Genomic DNA, 18,637 nt, shown 5'->3' on the forward strand with positions numbered 1-18,637 from the left:
TATACAAAAATAACAACATGCCAAAAACTAACCATATATTAAAAGCTAAACAACTGAAAAGGCTATGCCTTACAGTGATCGCGCTTTTTGTTGCTAACTTTTCCTTTGCCCAGAAAACCAAGCCTGTTGAACCACCTAAACCTATTTTCAAAGGCAAAGACGGGAAAATGGCCTATACGGCAGATGAGCTTGGAAACCGCATTCCTGATTTCTCCTATGCAGGCTACATGGCTGGCGAAAAATCCATTCCAGATGCGTCAATTAAAGTGATCGTTCCCGTTTCAAAAGGCGATGCAACCTTAAGAATCCAATCGGCGATCAATTATGTATCAAAACTTCCTGTTGGGAAAGACGGTCTTCGGGGTGCAATTTTACTGGAAAAGGGCACTTACGAAGTTGCCGGAACTTTAAAACTGACTACTTCCGGTGTAGTGCTCCGCGGAAGTGGATTTGGCGAAAAAGGAACAAAAATATTGGCAACCGGTTTAGACCGGATAGGCGTAATCAGAGTTTTAGGCAAAAAAAATAAGGTAGAAAATGCACCGGTTGCAATTACGGATAGTTATGTTCCGGTAAACTCGAATAAGGTTACATTATCCGATGTTAATGGCTTTAAGGTTGGCGATAAGATCATCATCAGCAGGCCTTCAACAAAAGAGTGGATCGAAACCCTCAAAACAGTTGAATTTGGTGGTGGTGAAAGCGCCTTAGGTTGGAAACCCGGAACAAGGGAAGTTCGTTGGGATAGAACAATCACAGCAATAAACGGATCAACCATTACTTTCGATGCACCCGTTACAACCGCCCTGGATTTAAAATTCGGAGGCGCAACGGTATCAAAATACCAGTGGGATGGAAGAGTTGCACAAGCGGGAGTTGAAAACCTGAATATTGAATCGGATTATCATAAAGACAACATCAAGGATGAATATCATCGGTGGACAGCCATTTGTATAGAAAATGCACAGGATGCATGGGTACGTCAGGTGGTGTTCGAGCATTTTGCAGGCTCAGCCGTAAATGTACTGGAGTCGGCCAAAAGGGTAACCGTTGAAGACTGTAAATCACTGGCTCCTGTTTCGGAAATCGGAGGCGAACGCAGGAATACTTTTTATACCACGGGTCAGCAAACGCTTTTTCAAAGGTTATACTCCGAATATGGCTACCATGATTTTGCGGTTGGTTTCTGTGCACCGGGACCAAATGTTTTTGTGCAGTGCCAGTCCTATCTTCCCTTTAGCTTCAGCGGAACAATCGATAGCTGGGCATCAGGTGTTTTATTTGATATTGTGAATATTGATGGCAACGCACTGAGTTATTTAAATCGTGGTCAGGACGGACAAGGTGCAGGTTGGAGTGCTGCCAACAGCGTTTTCTGGCAATGCAGTGCTGCAAGGGTAGATAACCCGCAACCGCCAACTGCGCAGAACTGGGCATTCGGAACCTGGGCGCAGTTTACAGGCAACGGCTACTGGGATATGTCGAACGAGCAAATTCAGCCACGCAGTTTGTATTATGCACAACTGAAAGACAGATTGGGAAATGATGTGGATAGCAGAACTTTTGTGTTGCCTGTAGAAACGGAGGCTTCAAGTTCGCCGCCGGTTGATGTGGCTTTAAAACTGACCAAATTAGCCTATAAACCTGCTTTGACACTTTCTGAATACATTGATTCTGCAGGGGAAAGAAATAAGATATCTACTAATGCCCCTCAGGCGAAAAGCATTGATAAAATAGGGATAGATAAAGTCACTCAGGTAGCAGTTGCTGGTAAAATGGCCATCCAGAATGGCTGGTTGGTTCGCGGTAACGAAATCGTTGTGGGTGACCGGCAGGAAGTGCCCTGGTGGAATGGAAGCGCCCGCCCTTACGGACTCAAGAATACCAGATTCCACGTTACACGTTTTGTGCCCGGCCGTTCGGGTAATGGCTTAACTGATGATCTGGATGAGATTACAGATTCCATGAAAAATGGCAATGTAAAAGTTTTAGACCATAATTACGGGCTCTGGTACGATAGAAGAAGGGACGATCACGAGCGGATCCGCCGCATGGATGGTGAGGTTTGGGCGCCGTTTTACGAGTTGCCCTATGCACGCAGTGGCCAGGATAAGGCTTGGGATGGCTTGAGTAAATATGACATTACCAAATACAATCTCTGGTACTGGGACAGGTTAAAGACCTTCGCTAACCTGGCCGACCAGAAGGGCCTGGTGTTAATTCACGAAAACTATTTCCAGCATAACATCATCGAAGCAGGCGCTCACTATGCTGATTTCCCATGGCGTACGGCTAACAATATTAACGATACCGGTTTTCCGGAACCTGTTCCTTATGCAGGTGATAAGCGGATTTTCATGGCGGAGCAATTTTACGACATCACCAACGAACACCGCAAAGCCATTCACAAAGCCTATATCAGAAAATGCCTCGACAATTTTAACGGAAATTCTGGTGTGATTCAATTGATTGGCGCCGAATTTACGGGTCCGCTGCATTTTGTACAATTCTGGATTGATACCATTGAGGAGTGGGAAAAGGAAACCGGCAAACACCCGATTATCGGGCTAAGCGTAACTAAAGATGTGCAGGATGCAATTCTTGCAGATGCCAGAAGAGCTAAGGTAATCGATATAATCGATATCAGGTACTGGCATTACCAGGCAGATGGAAGTGCATATGCCCCAAAAGGTGGTTTAAGTTTAGCACCGCGCCAGCATGCCCGTTTGTTAAAGCCCAGGAAAACATCTTTTGAAGAAGTTTACCATGCGGTATCAGAATACAAAGCAAAATTTCCTGAAAAGGCAGTGATGTATTCCGGTGATAGCTTTGACAGTTTTGGATGGGCAATTTTAATGGCGGGCGGTTCGCTTTCCAATGCCGATTATCTTGATGCGTCTGCGCTAAATCTTGCATCCGGCATGAAGCCATTTCTTCCGGCGGGTAAAAGTGCTAAACAATACGGACTTGAAGATCCGGGCAAAGCTTATATTTTATACAATTCAACCGCCGATGCACTTCATCTCGATCTAAATAAATTCAATGGAAAATTCAGTGTGAAAATACTCAATCCAAAAACAGGAAAGGTGCTTAAAGCAGAAAAGGTGATTGGTGGAGCGTTAGTAAAACTGGATAAAATAGCATCTGGAGACGAGGTGCTCATCATCAACAAAATTTAACATGAACTTTAAATCGAAAATATTTCTGATCGCTGTTGTTTCATGCCTTGCTTTCGGATGCAAGGAGAAACCTCATTTTGGTGATAAAAGTCTGCTGATTTCTGAGAACTCCAGATACCTGACAACAGGAGATGGTAAACCTTTCTTCTGGTTGGGTGATACCGGCTGGTTATTGTTTGGAAGACTGAACAGGGAAGAGGCAAATACTTATCTGGAAGACCGTAAGCAGAAAGGTTTTAATGTGATCCAGGTGATGCTGCTACATGATGTTCCCTCGAGGAATGTTTACCTGGATTCGTCGTTAGTGCACGCAGATGTTTCCAGGCCGTTCGTTACACCAGGGAATAATCCAAAAGATTCACTGGCTTACGATTACTGGGATCACGTGGATTATGTGATTGATAAGGCTGCTGAAAAAGGGCTGTATATGGCACTGGTGCCGGTTTGGGGAACGAATGTGAAACAAAAAAAGGTAAATAAGAATCAGGCAAAAGTATACGCTGAATTTCTGGCTAAACGCTATAAAGACAAATGGAATATCATCTGGCTAAATGGGGGCGATATTAAAGGAAGCGAGGGCATGGATGTTTGGAAAACAATTGGTGAAACTCTAAGGGCGAATGATCCTAACCACCTGATTACTTTCCATCCACGAGGGAGAACGGCGTCGTCGCAATGGTTCCATAATGCCAGCTGGTGCGATTTTGATATGATACAATCGGGCCACCGCCGTTATGATCAGGATACTTCCAAAAATGAAAAACTGCATTATGGAGAAGATAACTGGAAATATATTGAGGCAGATTATAAACTGAAACCGGTAAAACCAACTATCGACGGGGAGCCGTCTTACGAGGACATACCACAAGGTCTACATGACACCACACAGCCACGCTGGACCGATGCGGATGTAAGGCGCTATGGATACTGGTCGGTTTTTGCGGGTGCATTTGGTTATACATACGGCCATAATTCGGTGATGCAGATGTACAAAAAAACGGATTTAAAACCCGCTTATGGTCCTAAAGACCAGTGGATTACCGCTATAAATGCGCCGGGAGCACGGCAGATGCAATACCTGAAAGATTTAATGTTGTCTCATTCCTTCTTTGACCGCGTGCCAGACCAGACTTTGGTTGCCGGTACAAACGGAGAGAAATATGAGCGCGTTATTGCCACCAGGGGTGAAGATTTTGCATTGGTTTATACCTATACCGGCAGAAACTTCAGCGTTCAACTGGGTAAAACGGATGGTGATGAGGTAAAAGCCTCCTGGTTCGATCCCCGTACAGGGAAAGTGAGCGCAATTGGCACATTTGAAAATAAAGGCGTAAAGGAGTTTGACCCACCCGGGGAGGCCGCAAATGGTAACGATTGGGTACTGGTTTTAGAAAAGGAATAATAATGGTTTGCCGTTCAAAGTTGATATTGTCATTTCGTTTAGCCCTTATCGGCCTGGCTTTGTGTGGACTTACCTCTTGCTCAAAACAAGGCTATATTTTCACATCGTTTAATGAACCTGCTACCGATGGATTAAGAATGCTATACAGCGATGACGCTTATCACTGGACAGACCTGAATAAAGCATTATTAAAGCCGGAAGTGGGTACACAGAAAGTTTTAAGGGATCCGTCTGTTGTGCAGGGACCTGATGGCACATTTCATCTGGTGTGGACTTGCAGCTGGAAAGGAGATAAAGGGTTTGGTTATGCCAGTTCTAAAGATTTAATACACTGGAGTAAACAAAAATTTCTTCCGGTAATGGAAAGTGAGCCGAAAACAGTAAATGTATGGGCACCTGAAGTTTTCTACGATGATGATAAAAAAGAATTTGTAATCATATGGGCTTCTACTATTCCTTTTCGTTTTGCAAAAGGGATTGAAGATGAAGATAACAACCACCGGATGTATGCTGTTACGACAAAGGATTTCGTGACTTTATCGTCACCTAAACTGTTTCTGGATCCCGGATTCAGTGTGATCGATGCCGTAATCGTGAAAAGAGCAATGAAAGATTATGTACTGGTTTTGAAAGACAATACGCGGCCCAACAGAAATTTAAAAGTGGCTTTTGGAAAAGCGGCTTTAGGCCCTTATCAAAATGTCTCGGAAACATTTAGTCCGAAGTTAACCGAGGGACCAACGGTTGTAAAAGTTGGAAAGGATTGGCTGATTTACTTTGATGCCTACGGGCAGAAAATCTATTCGGCGTACAAAACGGCTGATTTTAAAACGTTTAACGACGTAACCTCCGAAGTTTCAATCCCTGAAGGACATAAACACGGAACGATCATAAAAGTGAAGCGGAAAGTGATTGAGAAATTGAAAAAATGAAAAAGATAAAATTACTTGGTTTAACCCTGGCATTTGCACTTGCGTTTTCTAATGCGGAAGCGCAGGATACCGTACGCTATACCGGAAAGACTTTAGTTAACGCAGATTACCATCATGGCCAGCTTTCGCCAGTGATCGGTGTTCACAATATCCAGACTTTCAGGGCTAATCGTGAGCATCCGGAGCTTGCCGAAGGCTTTGGCTGGACTTATAACCATGCACCAATGCTGGCTTACTGGAACAATAGGTTTTACATTGAATACTTAAGCGATCAGGTGGGCGAAAGCATCCCACCGGGACAAACTTTGGTTCAGTCCTCAAAAGACGGCTATACCTGGAGCAAGCCTGATGTGGTTTTTCCGATATACAGGATTCCTGACGGAACAACAAAAGAGGGCAGAACCGATGTGGCAAAAGACCTGGATGCAGTCATGCATCAACGCATGGGTTTCTATGTTTCAACTAAAAATGTATTCCTGGTTCTGGGTTTCTACGCCATCAGTTTCGATGCGAAGGACGACCCCAATGATGGACATGGGATTGGTAGGGCAGTGCGTGAAATTCAGGCAGACGGTAAATACGGGCCTATTTATTTCGTTCACTACAACCCTGGTTATTCTGAAAAAAACACCAAATATCCTTACTTCACTAAGAGCAAAAACAAAGCTTTTATAGCCGCTTGTGTTGAACTGCTATCAAATAAATTAATGACCCAGCAATGGAATGAAGAAGCTGATAGAAAAGATCCGCTGATCACTTTGCAAAAGCAGTATAAGGCCTTTAGTTACTATCGTTTGCCTGATGGCCGAGTGGTTGGGCTCTGGAAAAACGCATTAACGGCGATTAGTACCGACAATGGTAAGAGCTGGCCGGAAAGTGCTTTTCGTGCACCGGGTTTTGTAAATAGCAATGCGAAAATCTGGGGGCAAAAAACTTCGGACGGAAATTATGCCACAGTTTATAATCCATCAGAATACCGCTGGCCTTTAGCCATTTCGACTAGTAAAAACGGCTTAGAATACACCAACCTTTCTTTGATTAACGGAGAGATAACGCCTATGCGTTATGGTGGAAACTACAAATCATACGGACCGCAGTATGTTAGGGGAATTGAGGAAGGAAACGGAAAACCGGCTGATGGCAATTTGTGGGTAACCTATAGTATGAATAAGGAAGACATCTGGATATCACGTGTTCCCGTACCGGTAAACGTCGTGGAAAGTAACCAGGTGAACGAGGAGTTCAGTAAAATGCCAAAAGATAAGGCGCTCGACAGGTGGAATATTTACAGTCCGCTTTGGGCATCTGTAAAACTCGAAGGTGGTGCACTGGTACTGAAAGATAAAGACCCTTTTGATTTCGCCAAAGCAGAACGGGTTTTCCCCGCCGCCAGAAAAACGATCACCTCATTTTCTGTAACGCCGAAACAGAGTGATTTTGGCTTACTGGAGATCGAACTGCAAGATGCAAAAGGTATGGCAACAGTGCGTTTAACATTTGATACCGCAGGAACAATCAGTGCAAAAGCCGGTGCCCGCTATAAAAACTTTATGAAGTATGAGGCCGGTAAAAGTTATGATATCAAATTGAAACTGGATGCTTTTACCAGGTTCTACTCCATTACAGTAAACGGAAAAGAGGTATTGACGAGTCTGGCTTTTCAGCCGGTTGCTGAAGTTTCAAGGATTGTTTTCCGTACGGGAGATGTTCGCCGCTTTCCGAATGTTGATACACCGGCCGACCAGACTTATGATTTGAAAAATGCCGGAGAATCTGAAAAGAAAGAGGCGGTGTATTCGATTAAATATTTAAAAACGGAGGGATTTTAGGATGAGGAGGTTCTTGTATAAAACAGCTTTGGTTTTATTATTTGCGTTATGCGCTTTTTCCGCCAACGCCAAAATACTGTTGCCACAAATCCTTTCGAGTTCTATGGTTTTGCAAAGAGATAAACCCATTAATATCTGGGGCTTTGCTGCACCAGCTGAGAACATAGAGGTGGCTTTTGCAGGGCAGAAAAAACAAACGATTACTGACCAGAATGGGAAGTGGCTGATCGTTTTAAGTCCACTAAAAACATCAGTGATAGGCCGTACTATGGTCATTTCCGGTTCAAATAGAATTGAGTTAAGCAATATTCTGGTTGGTGAAGTGTGGATTTGCTCAGGCCAGTCGAACATGGAATATGCCATGCGCAAACTCGCTAAAATTCCTAAGCCCAAAAATGAAAAGCTCGGTTTCCCTTCAGATGAAGTAGAAAAGGCAGATAATGATCAAATCAGGATTTTTCTGGTTAACCGCAAACAATTATCGAAACCAGATAGCGTTCACAGGAGTTGGGCGGTGGCTAAAGATTCAGCTTTGCGTTCATTTTCTGCAGCAGGTTATTTCTTTGCAAAAGAAGTGCAGCAAAAATTAGGCATTCCTGTGGGTATGATCTCATCTGCCGTACCCGGAAGCGCCATTGAACCCTGGATAGATGTGCAGGCTTTTTCAACTGAAGCTTATTTTAAGGATAAAAAAGTTGGCAATGATCCTGGTAAATTTTATAGTCCCATGATCGAGCCCTTAACGAATTTTAAAATCAGGGGTTTCCTTTGGTATCAGGGTGAAACCAACTGTTTCCTGAACGAAACCATTTCTTACAGTTACAAAATGAAGGTGCTGATCCAGAGTTGGCGCAAAGCATGGGGAGAACAACTGCCCTTTTACTACGTTCAGATTGCACCTTACGACTATAGCAAACAGAAAAGCGACAAGGTCATACTCACAACAGACACTGAACCGAACTTTTGGGAAGCTCAAGAACAACTTTTAAGGCTGCCAAATACGGGTATGGTGGGGACTTCTGATTTAAACGATAATGGGGGCGACTTGCATCCCACTTATAAATGGGAAGTTGGGCGCCGGCTGGCACTCTGGGCACTAGCCAAAACCTATCATCAACCCATCAGCTTTTCGGGACCGGTTTTTAAAGCTTTTACCATCCAGGGCGGAAAAGCAGTATTGGATTTTGATTATTTAAAATCCGCCAGTGATGCTATAACTGGCTTTACCATTGCTGGTAGTGATGGCAAATTTGTAAATGCTGAAGCTGTAATAAAAGATGGCAAAGTCTTAGTGTTTTCAAAAGAAGTCGCCAAACCTGTAAATGTTCGCTATAACTGGTCTGAAAGCCCTGCAGGAAGTTTGTTTAGCAATGGATTACCGGCACTGCCTTTCAGAACGGATAACCCTTTAAGTAATCAATTTAGAACCAATTAATGAGACTTAGATTTATACTTTTCTTTTGTTTATTAATCATGTTTGATGCCCTGAAAGCCCAACAAACGGAGAAATTATATCTTTCAGGAACGGGAAATGATCAGATGGTGAATTGGGAATTCTTCTGTACAGAAGGTGCAAATTCAGGTAAGTGGACCACTATTCCGGTACCATCAAACTGGGAATTGCAGGGCTTTGGTAAATACAATTATGGCTTCAACAAGGAGGCTAATAAAGGAAAAGAACAAGGACTATATAAGTACAGGTTTAAGGTTCCGGGTGACTGGAAATCTAAAATCATCAGGATTGTTTTCGAGGGTTCGATGACGGATACTGAAGTTAAAATAAACGGGAAACTGGCCGGTGCTGTGCACCAGGGGTCATTTTATGTTTTTAACTATGATATTTCGGGACTGATTAAATATGATACTGATAATCTTCTGGAAGTTAAAGTTTCCAAACACTCGGCAAACCAATCGGTAAATGAAGCAGAGCGTAAAGCAGACTTCTGGATTTTCGGCGGTATTTTTCGTCCGGTTTATCTGGAAGCTTTGCCACAAACGCACATGGAAAGAATTCAAGCGGATGCCAAAGCAAATGGTATTTTTTCTGCCAACGTTTTCACGGCAGGATCAGCTGATGAGATCTCAGTTGAACTAAAAGACCAAAACGGGAAGAAATTCGGTAATACCTTTTCGGTTAAAACTACATCCGCATCAACACAAATCTTACATACTTTCAAAAATCCCCAACTATGGTCGTCTGAATTCCCAAACCTATATACGGCGACTTTTACCCTGATCAAAAAAGGAAAGAAAGTTCATCAGCTTACCAAAAAAATCGGTTTCAGAACCGTTGAAGTAAAGGAGCGGGATGGGGTATATGTAAATGGCGTGAAAATGAAATTTAAAGGTGTGAACCGCCATTCTTTTTACCCATCATCTGGCAGAACCACGAGCAAGCGCATCAGTATTGATGATGTGCTGTTGATGAAAGAAATGAACATGAATGCGGTTCGGATGTCGCATTACCCGCCCGACGGACATTTTCTGGATGTATGTGATTCGCTTGGTTTATTCGTGATGGATGAGCTGGCCGGATGGCATGGCACTTATGATACGCCAACGGGTACTAAACTGATGAAAGAAATGATGAGGAATGATGAAAATCACCCATCCATTATTTTCTGGGCAAACGGAAATGAAGGTGGGCACAACCGGGAACTCGACCATCTTTTTCCTGAAGAGGACATCCAAAAACGCCCGCTAATCCATCCATGGGAGGTTTTTGGTGGATTTGAAACCACGCATTACCGGGAGTTTAACTATGGCATCGGGAATTACGATCATGGGCACAATATTTTAATGCCAACGGAATTTTTGCATGGGATGTGGGATGGTGGTCATGGTGCCGGAATTGAGGATTATTGGAATGCCATGTGGCATAATCCTTTATCAGCCGGAGGTTTTCTGTGGGACTTTGCCGATCAGGCAGTAGTGCGTACCGATAAAAATGGAGAGCTGGACACGGATGGAAATCATGGTCCCGACGGCATTGTCGGTCCTTATCACGAAAAAGAAGGGAGTTTCTTTACCATTAAAGAAGTATGGAGCCCTGTTTTTATCGAAAAAAGAGAAATGACCCCTGGCTTTGATGGTTCGTTCCTGGTGGAAAACCGTTATGCTTTCACTAACCTGAATCAATGCACTTTTGAATGGAAGTTAAAGCATTTGAAAAGCGCTGGAAATGCTGAATTCAAGTCTGGAAAAACCGATGCTCCGGATGTGAAGCCTTTTGAAAAAGGTAAATTGCAAATCAATCTGCCAGCAGACTGGAGGACCTTTGACGCTTTGTACCTCACCGCAAAGGATGTGTATGGTAAAGTACTTTTTACCTGGAGTTTTCCGATTAATTTGCCTAAGGATGATGCTGAAAGGATAGTTGCAAAAGCAGGTGGTTCAAAAGTCGCGCTGGAAGAATCGGCTCTGGCTTACCTGGTTGCTGCAAATGGCATCAAATTTAGTTTTGATAAAACCACTGGTCTATTACAGGGAGTCGAAAATGCCAAGGGCATCATTCCATTTTCTAAAGGACCGGTACTACAGGAAGGTGTAAATAACTTTAAAAAATTTAAGGTTAAAAGGGAAGGCGACACGCTGATTATCTCTTCAACTTTCGATAAAAAAGAAAGCTACAACACATTAGAATGGACAGTTTATCCTTCGGGATGGTTGAAAATGCAGGTGAAATATTTTCCGTCCGATTACTTTACCACATTTGCAGGCTTGAATTTCTCTTATCCTGAAACAGAAATTAAAGGGGTAGAATATAAAGGAAATGGTCCGTACCGGGTATGGAAAAACCGCATGAAGGGAACTGAATTTGGCATCTGGAAAAAAGATTACAATGATTCGGCAACAGGAGAGCCGGCATGGCAGTATCCAGAGTTTAAAGGGTATTACTCGAATATGTACTGGTGCGAGTTTATCGGTAGACAACAGTCTTTTAAAGTACTAACCGACCGGGAAGATGTATTTTTAAGGTTGTTTACCCCAAAGAAATCGAAAGATACAGAATATGACAACATGAGTCCGACTTTTCCGAACGGGGATATTTCGTTTATGAATGCGATTTCCGCAATCGGAACAAAAACCCAGAAGCCTGAAACAACCGGACCGATGGGAATGAAGAATATTTATTATGATTTTGACAAAGATCCCAGCAGGGCGCTGGATATGACTTTGTATTTTGATTTTTCCGGTAAATAGGTTTTCCCGCAGATGACGCAAAGAACGCAGATAAAGAGATTTCAATCTGCGCGAATCTGTGAGATCAGCGGGAGACAAAAAATAACAAGTGTAATGAACATTAAAACCTACATATTCATCATCAGCATTTTTTTGCTGTCATTAACGAAAGTGATGGCACAATTCTCCTTGCAGCACACCACCTGCGAGATGCTGGAAAATCCCCTAGGTATTGATGTAAAGAGACCCCGCCTCGCCTGGCAAATTATCTCGAAAGAGCGCAATGTAACCCAAACCGCCTATCAGATTTTAGCGGCCTCTTCACCAGAACAACTGGCACAGAATGAAGGTGATTTATGGAATTCCGGGAAGGTAAACTCCGCTGAATCCATTCATGTGGTTTACGACGGAAAAGCTTTATCCAGCCGTTTAAAAGTATACTGGAAGGTGAAAGTGTGGACTAATGCCGGTCAGAGTGAATGGTCGGGCAACAACTTCTTCTCTATGGGTTTGCTGTACTACAAAGACTGGCCTAAAGGCTGGATTGGTTTCGACAGGGCTTTTCCGTGGGACAACATTAAAACCGATTCGAGACTATCGGCAAGGTATTTCAGAAAAGAATTTCAAAGCCCGAAAACCGTAAAATCTGCTACAGCATCTGTGATCGGTTTGGGCTTATATGTGCTTTACATTAACGGAAAAAAAGTGGGTGAAGATGTTTTGTCTCCCTCGCCAACGGACTATACCAGAAACGTAAAATACAATACCTATGATGTAACCCGCTATATTCAAAACGGAAAAAATGCCGTAGGTGCAATTTTAGGGAATGGCCGCTTTTTTGCCATGCGGCAGAATGAAAAGCCTTATAAAATTAAAACATTTGGGTTTCCCAAAATGCTGATGAACATCAACATTGTTTACAGCGACGGAACAACTGCTAATATCGACACGGATGATAGCTGGAAGGGCACAGCTGACGGACCAATCAGAACCAATAATGAGTACGATGGCGAGGAATATGACGCGACTAAAGAGGCCTCTGGCTGGAACAAAGTTGGTTTTGATGATGGAAAATGGTCAAAAGCAGAGTTCGTTCAGGAACCTGCCGGAACTATAGAAGCGCAAATGAATGAGAACATGCGGATTATGAATACACTTAAACCGGTATCCATTTCCAAAATCTCAGGAGGAAGGTATGTTGTAGATATGGGGCAGAACATGGTTGGCTGGTTGCAGATGAAGGTAAAAGGAGCCAAGGGGCAGCAAATTAAAATGCGTTTTGCAGAATCGCTTCAGGAAAACGGCGAGCTTTTTACGGCCAATCTTCGCAATGCCAAATGCACCGACTTATATACGCTAAAAGGTGGCGAGCAGGAAACCTGGGAGCCGACTTTTGCTTATCGCGGATTCCGGTATGTTGAACTCACAGGCTACACTTACGCACCCTCGCTAAATGACTTCTCCGGAAAAATGATTTACGATAACATGCAGACTGTAGGAACTTTTGAAACCTCAAATGCTTTGATCAATCAGCTATTTAAAAACGCCTGGTGGGGTATTGCCGGAAACTATAAAGGAATCCCGATTGATTGTCCGCAACGCAACGAGCGTATGCCCTGGTTAGGCGATAGAGGTGCCGTGGCCTATGGTGAAAGTTTTCTGTTCGATAACGGCAGATTTTACACGAAGTGGTTGCAGGATATCAGAAATTCGCAAAAAGAAGATGGAGCGATTCCGGATGTGGCACCAGCTTTTTGGAGGTATTACAGCGATAACATGACCTGGCCCGGTGCCATGCTCCTGGTTACGGAAATGGTATACAAGCAAACCGGTGATGTTACTGCGGTTCGCGACAATTATCCTGCAATGAAAAAATGGCTTTCGTATATGCAGGATCGTTATATGCAGGATTTTATAATAACAAAAGACAGTTATGGCGACTGGTGTATGCCGCCAGTAACCATCGAAGCCGGAAGAGGCAAAAGCGCAGATAAAAAATATCCCTCAGCGTTGATCTCAACCGCTTATTATTATCATTTTACGCAGCTGATGAGGCAATTTGGACAGGCTTTGGGAAATGAGGCAGATGTAAAGTACTATCAACTTCTGGGGGATAAAATCAAAGATGCCTTTAACCTGAAATACTATAATGATCAGGGTTATTATGCTTCGAATGCTTTAACGGATAACATCATTCCACTGTATTTCGGCATGGTTCCTGCGAACAAGGTAGCACAGGTTTTCAAGAATATAACCTATACTGTCGAGGTGACGAATAAGGGCCATTTAAGCAATGGTTTGGTCGGAATTCAATGGCTAATGCGCTGTTTGAATGATTATGGTCGGCCTGATTTGGCCTACACTGTGGCGACTCAGAAAACTTATCCCGGTTGGGGCTACATGGTGGATCAGGGTGCCACCACCATATGGGAGTTATGGAATGGCAACACCGCCGATCCTAAAATGAACTCACAGAATCATGTGATGATGCTCGGCGATTTGTTAATCTGGTATTATGAAAATCTTGCCGGAATCAAATCGGAAAGCAACGCTTTCAAGAAGATCATTATGAAACCGGAAATGATCAACGGATTAAACAGTGTAAACGCAAGTTACCGATCAGTTTATGGAACAATTAAAAGCAATTATACCATAACAGCCAGCCAGTTTAACTGGAATATAACGGTGCCACCGAATACCTCGGCATGGGTTTATATTCCTGCAAATCAGAAAAATGAGGTTTCAGAAAAATTGAAATCGGTAAAGGATTTGAAATTTATAAAAATGGAGGATAATCACGCGGTTTACGAGCTAGGATCGGGCGATTATTCTTTTGTAGTGGACAAGAAGTAATTTAACCAATTTAGTGTTAACAGGAAAAAAATAAAATGATGAGAAAGTTCTTAAAGCCAGTCATGCTACTCACAATGATACTAAGTACAGTTAGTGTGTTCAGTCAAACCAAAGATGTTATAGTTTCCGACGATATTCTGACTAAAGCCAACGCATTTGTAGGTGCTTTGAACTTAACAGATGAGGAAAAGAAGGCGGCCCTAGCGCATATCATTGCAGTTCATCTGACCACCACCAGAGACTGGCACAATGAGCATCCGTCGTCAACCGTTCCGGATGGTATAAATCCGGTTACCGGTAATAAGTTAAGCGATCTGGATAAACAGATCATTGCCGATTCTGCGATGCCGGCCACCGTGCATCAGGCTTTAATGGATGGTTTAAATAAAAACCTGTCTCCTGATCAGGTGGAAACTGTATTGGATCAATATACTATTGGGAAAGTGGCTTTTACCATGAAGGGTTATAAAGCCATTGTCCCTGACCTTACTGCTGATGAGAAAGCCAGGATTCTGGGCTTTCTTAAGCAAGCCCGGGAACAGGCAGTTGATTATAAAAATATGAAAGAGATATCGGCAATTTTTGAGATCTATAAAACGAAATCAGAACAAATGTTGAACAATAATGGCCGCAGTTGGAGAGCACTTTACAGTGCCTACACGAAGAAAATCAAAGAAGAAAAAGCGGCAAAACAGAAACAATAGAGGTATCTACACCATATAAATATTATTAGGGCATGTAATGGCGAACTTGCAGCTTTTATTCGCTTCAATTCCTTACATGGTAAAAAGAAAAACAATGCTAATATGTTAAAGAAAATTTTAACCATATCAATTGTCATTTTTACACTGAGCGCTAAAGCCCAGGTTGAAAAATGGCAGAAAGGAATCGTAAAGCAGGAATTTCTGTATGATAAGGCGCCTTTCCCATCCTGCCATTCAGCAACGATTACAGAGACACCAACGGGGCTGGTAGCCTCATTTTTCGGTGGAACCAAGGAACGGAATCCTGATGTAGAGATATACGTCAGTCGCTTTGTTAATGAAAAATGGCTCCCGCCCGTTTCTGTAGCAAATGGCATTCAGCCCGACGGTAAAAGATTACCCACATGGAATCCGGTTCTATATCAGGTTCCAGGCGGGGATTTGTTGTTATTCTACAAAATCGGCCCAAAACCGTCTGAATGGTGGGGCTTAATGCGGACTTCCAAAGATGGCGGAATCACATGGTCTGAGGCAACAAAACTGCCGGCAGGGTATATCGGGCCGGTTAAAAACAAGCCTGTTTTACTAAGCAACGGGAACCTTTTTGCACCATCAAGCAGAGAAGGCGATGGGTGGAAAATTCATTTTGAGGTCACCAAAGACAATGGCAAGACCTGGAGGACGGTAGGACCGCTTCCTGAGAATGGAATCAAAGCCATTCAGCCCAGTATCTTGCAACATAGAAACGGGAAACTTCAGATTTTAGCCAGGACAGCAAACCGGGCCATTGTCGAATCCTGGTCGAATGATAACGGAGAAACCTGGTCGGCGTTAACGAAAACTTCCCTGCCCAATAATAACTCCGGAACGGATGCCGTAACCATGAAAGATGGTCGCCAGGTTTTGGTGTACAACCATGTTTTACCTCCCGGAGATTTAGCTAAAGGGCCGAGAACCCCTTTAAATGTTTCCATCTCCAAGGACGGGAAAGCATGGTATGCTGCATTGATTCTGGAGGATTCTCCAATCAGTCAATATTCTTATCCTGCCGTCATTCAAACTTCAGATGGCCTGTTACATTTCATTTATACCTGGAGAAGGGAAAAAATTAAACATGTAGTTGTTGATCCTTCGAAACTGAAGCTGAAGAAAATTAAAAATGGCATATGGCCAAAATTAAATGGCTATACCGCTCCGGTTATTACAGAAACTAAAAGCGAAGAACCATGAGATTATACCGGTTAATTACGCAAGGGATTATTCATGCCATACTGATTACCCTGATACTTTCTGGGTCTGATTTGCTCTTTGCGCAAACCCAAAATACGGATAACCTTTATAAGAAGCCTTTGGTGGAGGTGTTAAACGAAATTCAAACCCGGTTTAAGGTTCAGATTAAATATTCCGCGCCGCAGGTTAAAGATAAATGGGTAAATTATGCCGAGTGGCGTTTCAGGGCTAATGTTGATGAGACCCTGGCCAATGTATTGACGCCACTGGATATGAAAGTAAACAAGGAAAAGCCTGGTGTGTACAAATTGAAAGAGTACGAATACTACCGCTGGGAGGTTCAGGATGGCTGGAACTATCTGGATACGCTGGCAACAAAGTACCATGATAAAGCCAGCTGGGAGAAGCGCAAAGCGGAAATCAAGCCTGAGCTTTATCAGGCTTTAATGTTGTCGCCTTTACCGGCAAAGCCTGTAGCTAAACCCATCATCACATCAAAAAGAACTTTCGATGGCTATTCTGTCGAAAATATCGCGCTGGAGATTTTACCGGGGGTATGGATCAACGGTTCGCTCTATAAACCCTTGAATGCCAGAGGTAAAATCCCTGTGGTATTAAGTCCCGACGGGCACTGGGAAAAACAGCGGTACAGACCCGATTGCCAGATCCGTTGCGCCACAATTGCCAGGATGGGAGCAATGGCTTTTAGCTATGATTTGTTTGCATGGGGTGAATCCATGTTGCAGTTTAAATACGAAGACCACCGCCGTAGCCTGGCACAAACGGTACAGACACTGGGTGGAATCAGGATTCTGGATTATTTTACTTCACTGACAGAAACAGATACCACCCGGATTGGCATTAGTGGTGGGTCGGGTGCCGGAAGTCATTGTATCTTAATGACGGCAATGGACAACAGAATTAAATTAAGCGCACCTGTGGTAGCCATGTCATCCTACTTTTATGGGGGCTGCCCTTGTGAAAGCGGGATGCCTATCCATCAATGCGGCGGCGGAACAGACAACGTTGAATTGGCAGCAATGGCCGCGCCACGGCCACAACTACTGGTATCAGATGGTGGGGACTGGACTGCTCACACGCCACAGCATGATTTTCCTTACCTGCAAAAGATGTACGGGTATTATGGGGTGAAAGATCAGGTAGAGAATGTTCACCTGCCTGATGAGAAGCATGATTTTGGCATCAACAAACGCATTGCATTGTATGATTTTCTGATTAAAAATTTTAAGCTTAACGGTACTGCCGTTAAGGATAAGTCAGGTAAGTACGATGAAACCAAGGTAACCATTGAAAAGGAAAATGCCCTGTATGTATTTAGCGATAAAGGCGAAAAACTACCTAAGCATGCTTTAATGGGTTTTGAAAACCTGGAGAAGTTATTTCCAGGCGCAAGTAAATAAAAGAATATGAAGCAGCAGAACAGGAGAACCTTTATAGCAAATGTAGCTTTGTTAACCAGCGCTTTGATGCTTCCGGATCAGCTGCTACTGGCAGCTGCAAGGAAGAGCAAATATAAAATTGCGGTAATCGACCTGATGATTCTGAAACGTCAGAAAGTTAGTGCATTGCCCTTAACCAAGGAAATTGGCGCCGATGGACTGGAGATAGATATGGGGGGACTGGGCAACCGGGAAACTTTTGATAATAAACTGGCTGATCCTAAAGTGCGCCAGGAGTATTTGGATAAAGCCAGAGAACTGAATATCGAAATCTGTTCACTGGCAATGACAGGCTTTTATGCACAGTCGTTCGCTAAACGTCCCACTTACCAAAGGATGATTCAGGATTGTCTGGATACTGCTAAAGCGATGAATGTTAAAGTCGTTTTTCTGCCTTTAGGCGTGCAGGGTGATCTGGTCAAAAATCCAGAGTTACGGGATCCGATAGTGGAGCGGTTAAAAGTAGCCGGGCAAATGGCTTCCAAAGCGGGTATTGTAATTGGTATTGAAACTGCATTGGATGCTGCTGGCGAATTTCAATTGTTGAAAGCGGTAGGCTCGAAATCTGTGAAAAGCTATTTCAACTTTTCCAATGCCATTAAAAACGGGCGCGATCTACATCAGGAACTCAGGATTTTAGGTAAGAAAAACATCATACAGATTCATGCAACCAACGAAGACGGCGTGTGGTTGCAGAACGATCCGAAAATTGACCTCAGCAAAGTGAAAGCAACACTCGATGATATGGGTTGGAAAGGTTGGCTGGTGGTAGAAAGAAGCCGCGATGCAAGTCAGCCAAGCAATGTAAAATATAATTTTAGTGCAAATACCAGTTACCTTAAATCGGTCTTTCAAGCCAAGTAATT

Annotated in this window: 11 protein-coding genes; all 11 read left to right on the top strand. The window is 43.3% G+C overall.

Annotated features, from left to right (window positions below; translation table 11 throughout):
• The first annotated feature begins 17 nt into the window (after nt 1-17).
• The 11 genes from AC570I_RS15580 to AC570I_RS15630 all read left to right on the top strand — a co-directional run bounded on the left by AC570I_RS15580 (nt 18) and on the right by AC570I_RS15630 (nt 18,635).
• Complete coding sequence (locus AC570I_RS15580; RefSeq protein ID WP_497406185.1) at nt 18-3,179, top strand: DUF6298 domain-containing protein; 3,162 nt, start codon at nt 18-20, stop codon at nt 3,177-3,179.
• Nucleotide 3,180: 1 nt separating this feature from the next.
• Nucleotides 3,181-4,581 (top strand): glycoside hydrolase family 140 protein, encoded by a 1,401-nt coding sequence (locus AC570I_RS15585; protein ID WP_497406186.1) that lies wholly within the window; start codon nt 3,181-3,183, stop codon nt 4,579-4,581.
• A 26-nt stretch (nt 4,582-4,607) separates the two neighbouring features.
• Nucleotides 4,608-5,513, top strand: coding sequence for a glycoside hydrolase family 43 protein (locus AC570I_RS15590; protein WP_497406187.1), 906 nt, complete (start codon nt 4,608-4,610; stop codon nt 5,511-5,513).
• Nucleotides 5,510-7,342, top strand: coding sequence for a six-hairpin glycosidase (locus AC570I_RS15595; protein ID WP_497406188.1), 1,833 nt, complete (start codon nt 5,510-5,512; stop codon nt 7,340-7,342). The genes AC570I_RS15590 and AC570I_RS15595 overlap by 4 nt, the downstream gene beginning before the upstream one ends.
• A gap of 1 nt (nt 7,343) precedes the next feature.
• Nucleotides 7,344-8,777 (top strand): sialate O-acetylesterase, encoded by a 1,434-nt coding sequence (locus AC570I_RS15600; protein ID WP_497406189.1) that lies wholly within the window; start codon nt 7,344-7,346, stop codon nt 8,775-8,777.
• A complete protein-coding gene (locus AC570I_RS15605; RefSeq protein WP_497406190.1) occupies nt 8,777-11,545 on the top strand; it encodes a glycoside hydrolase family 2 protein in 2,769 nt (922 codons plus the stop codon). Before AC570I_RS15600 ends, AC570I_RS15605 begins: the two co-directional genes overlap by 1 nt.
• Nucleotides 11,546-11,638: 93 nt before the next feature.
• Entirely contained in the window at nt 11,639-14,377 is a 2,739-nt protein-coding gene (locus tag AC570I_RS15610; RefSeq protein WP_497406191.1) for an alpha-L-rhamnosidase, read from the top strand.
• 35 nt (nt 14,378-14,412) lie between these two features.
• Nucleotides 14,413-15,081 carry a DUF3826 domain-containing protein gene (locus AC570I_RS15615; protein WP_497406192.1) on the top strand — a complete coding sequence of 223 codons (669 nt, stop codon included), beginning with the start codon at nt 14,413-14,415 and terminating at the stop codon, nt 15,079-15,081.
• A gap of 102 nt (nt 15,082-15,183) precedes the next feature.
• A complete protein-coding gene (locus AC570I_RS15620; protein WP_497406193.1) occupies nt 15,184-16,311 on the top strand; it encodes a sialidase family protein in 1,128 nt (375 codons plus the stop codon).
• A complete protein-coding gene (locus AC570I_RS15625) occupies nt 16,308-17,732 on the top strand; it encodes an acetylxylan esterase (RefSeq protein ID WP_497406194.1) in 1,425 nt (474 codons plus the stop codon). The genes AC570I_RS15620 and AC570I_RS15625 overlap by 4 nt, the downstream gene beginning before the upstream one ends.
• A 6-nt stretch (nt 17,733-17,738) precedes the next feature.
• Nucleotides 17,739-18,635 (top strand): sugar phosphate isomerase/epimerase family protein, encoded by an 897-nt coding sequence (locus tag AC570I_RS15630; RefSeq protein ID WP_497406195.1) that lies wholly within the window; start codon nt 17,739-17,741, stop codon nt 18,633-18,635.
• The last annotated feature ends 2 nt before the right edge of the window (nt 18,636-18,637 follow it).

Source organism: Pedobacter sp. A2324 (assembly GCF_059693705.1).

Excerpts from the sequence above, each read along its gene's own strand:
- AC570I_RS15580 (WP_497406185.1), top strand. The coding sequence starts at position 18 with ATGCCAAAAACTAACCATATATTAAAAGCTAAACAACTGAAAAGGCTA.
- AC570I_RS15585 (WP_497406186.1), top strand. The coding sequence starts at position 3,181 with ATGAACTTTAAATCGAAAATATTTCTGATCGCTGTTGTTTCATGCCTT.
- AC570I_RS15595 (WP_497406188.1), top strand. The coding sequence starts at position 5,510 with ATGAAAAAGATAAAATTACTTGGTTTAACCCTGGCATTTGCACTTGCG.
- AC570I_RS15600 (WP_497406189.1), top strand. The coding sequence starts at position 7,344 with ATGAGGAGGTTCTTGTATAAAACAGCTTTGGTTTTATTATTTGCGTTA.
- AC570I_RS15605 (WP_497406190.1), top strand. The coding sequence starts at position 8,777 with ATGAGACTTAGATTTATACTTTTCTTTTGTTTATTAATCATGTTTGAT.
- AC570I_RS15610 (WP_497406191.1), top strand. The coding sequence starts at position 11,639 with ATGAACATTAAAACCTACATATTCATCATCAGCATTTTTTTGCTGTCA.
- AC570I_RS15615 (WP_497406192.1), top strand. The coding sequence starts at position 14,413 with ATGATGAGAAAGTTCTTAAAGCCAGTCATGCTACTCACAATGATACTA.
- AC570I_RS15620 (WP_497406193.1), top strand. The coding sequence starts at position 15,184 with ATGTTAAAGAAAATTTTAACCATATCAATTGTCATTTTTACACTGAGC.
- AC570I_RS15625 (WP_497406194.1), top strand. The coding sequence starts at position 16,308 with ATGAGATTATACCGGTTAATTACGCAAGGGATTATTCATGCCATACTG.
- AC570I_RS15630 (WP_497406195.1), top strand. The coding sequence starts at position 17,739 with ATGAAGCAGCAGAACAGGAGAACCTTTATAGCAAATGTAGCTTTGTTA.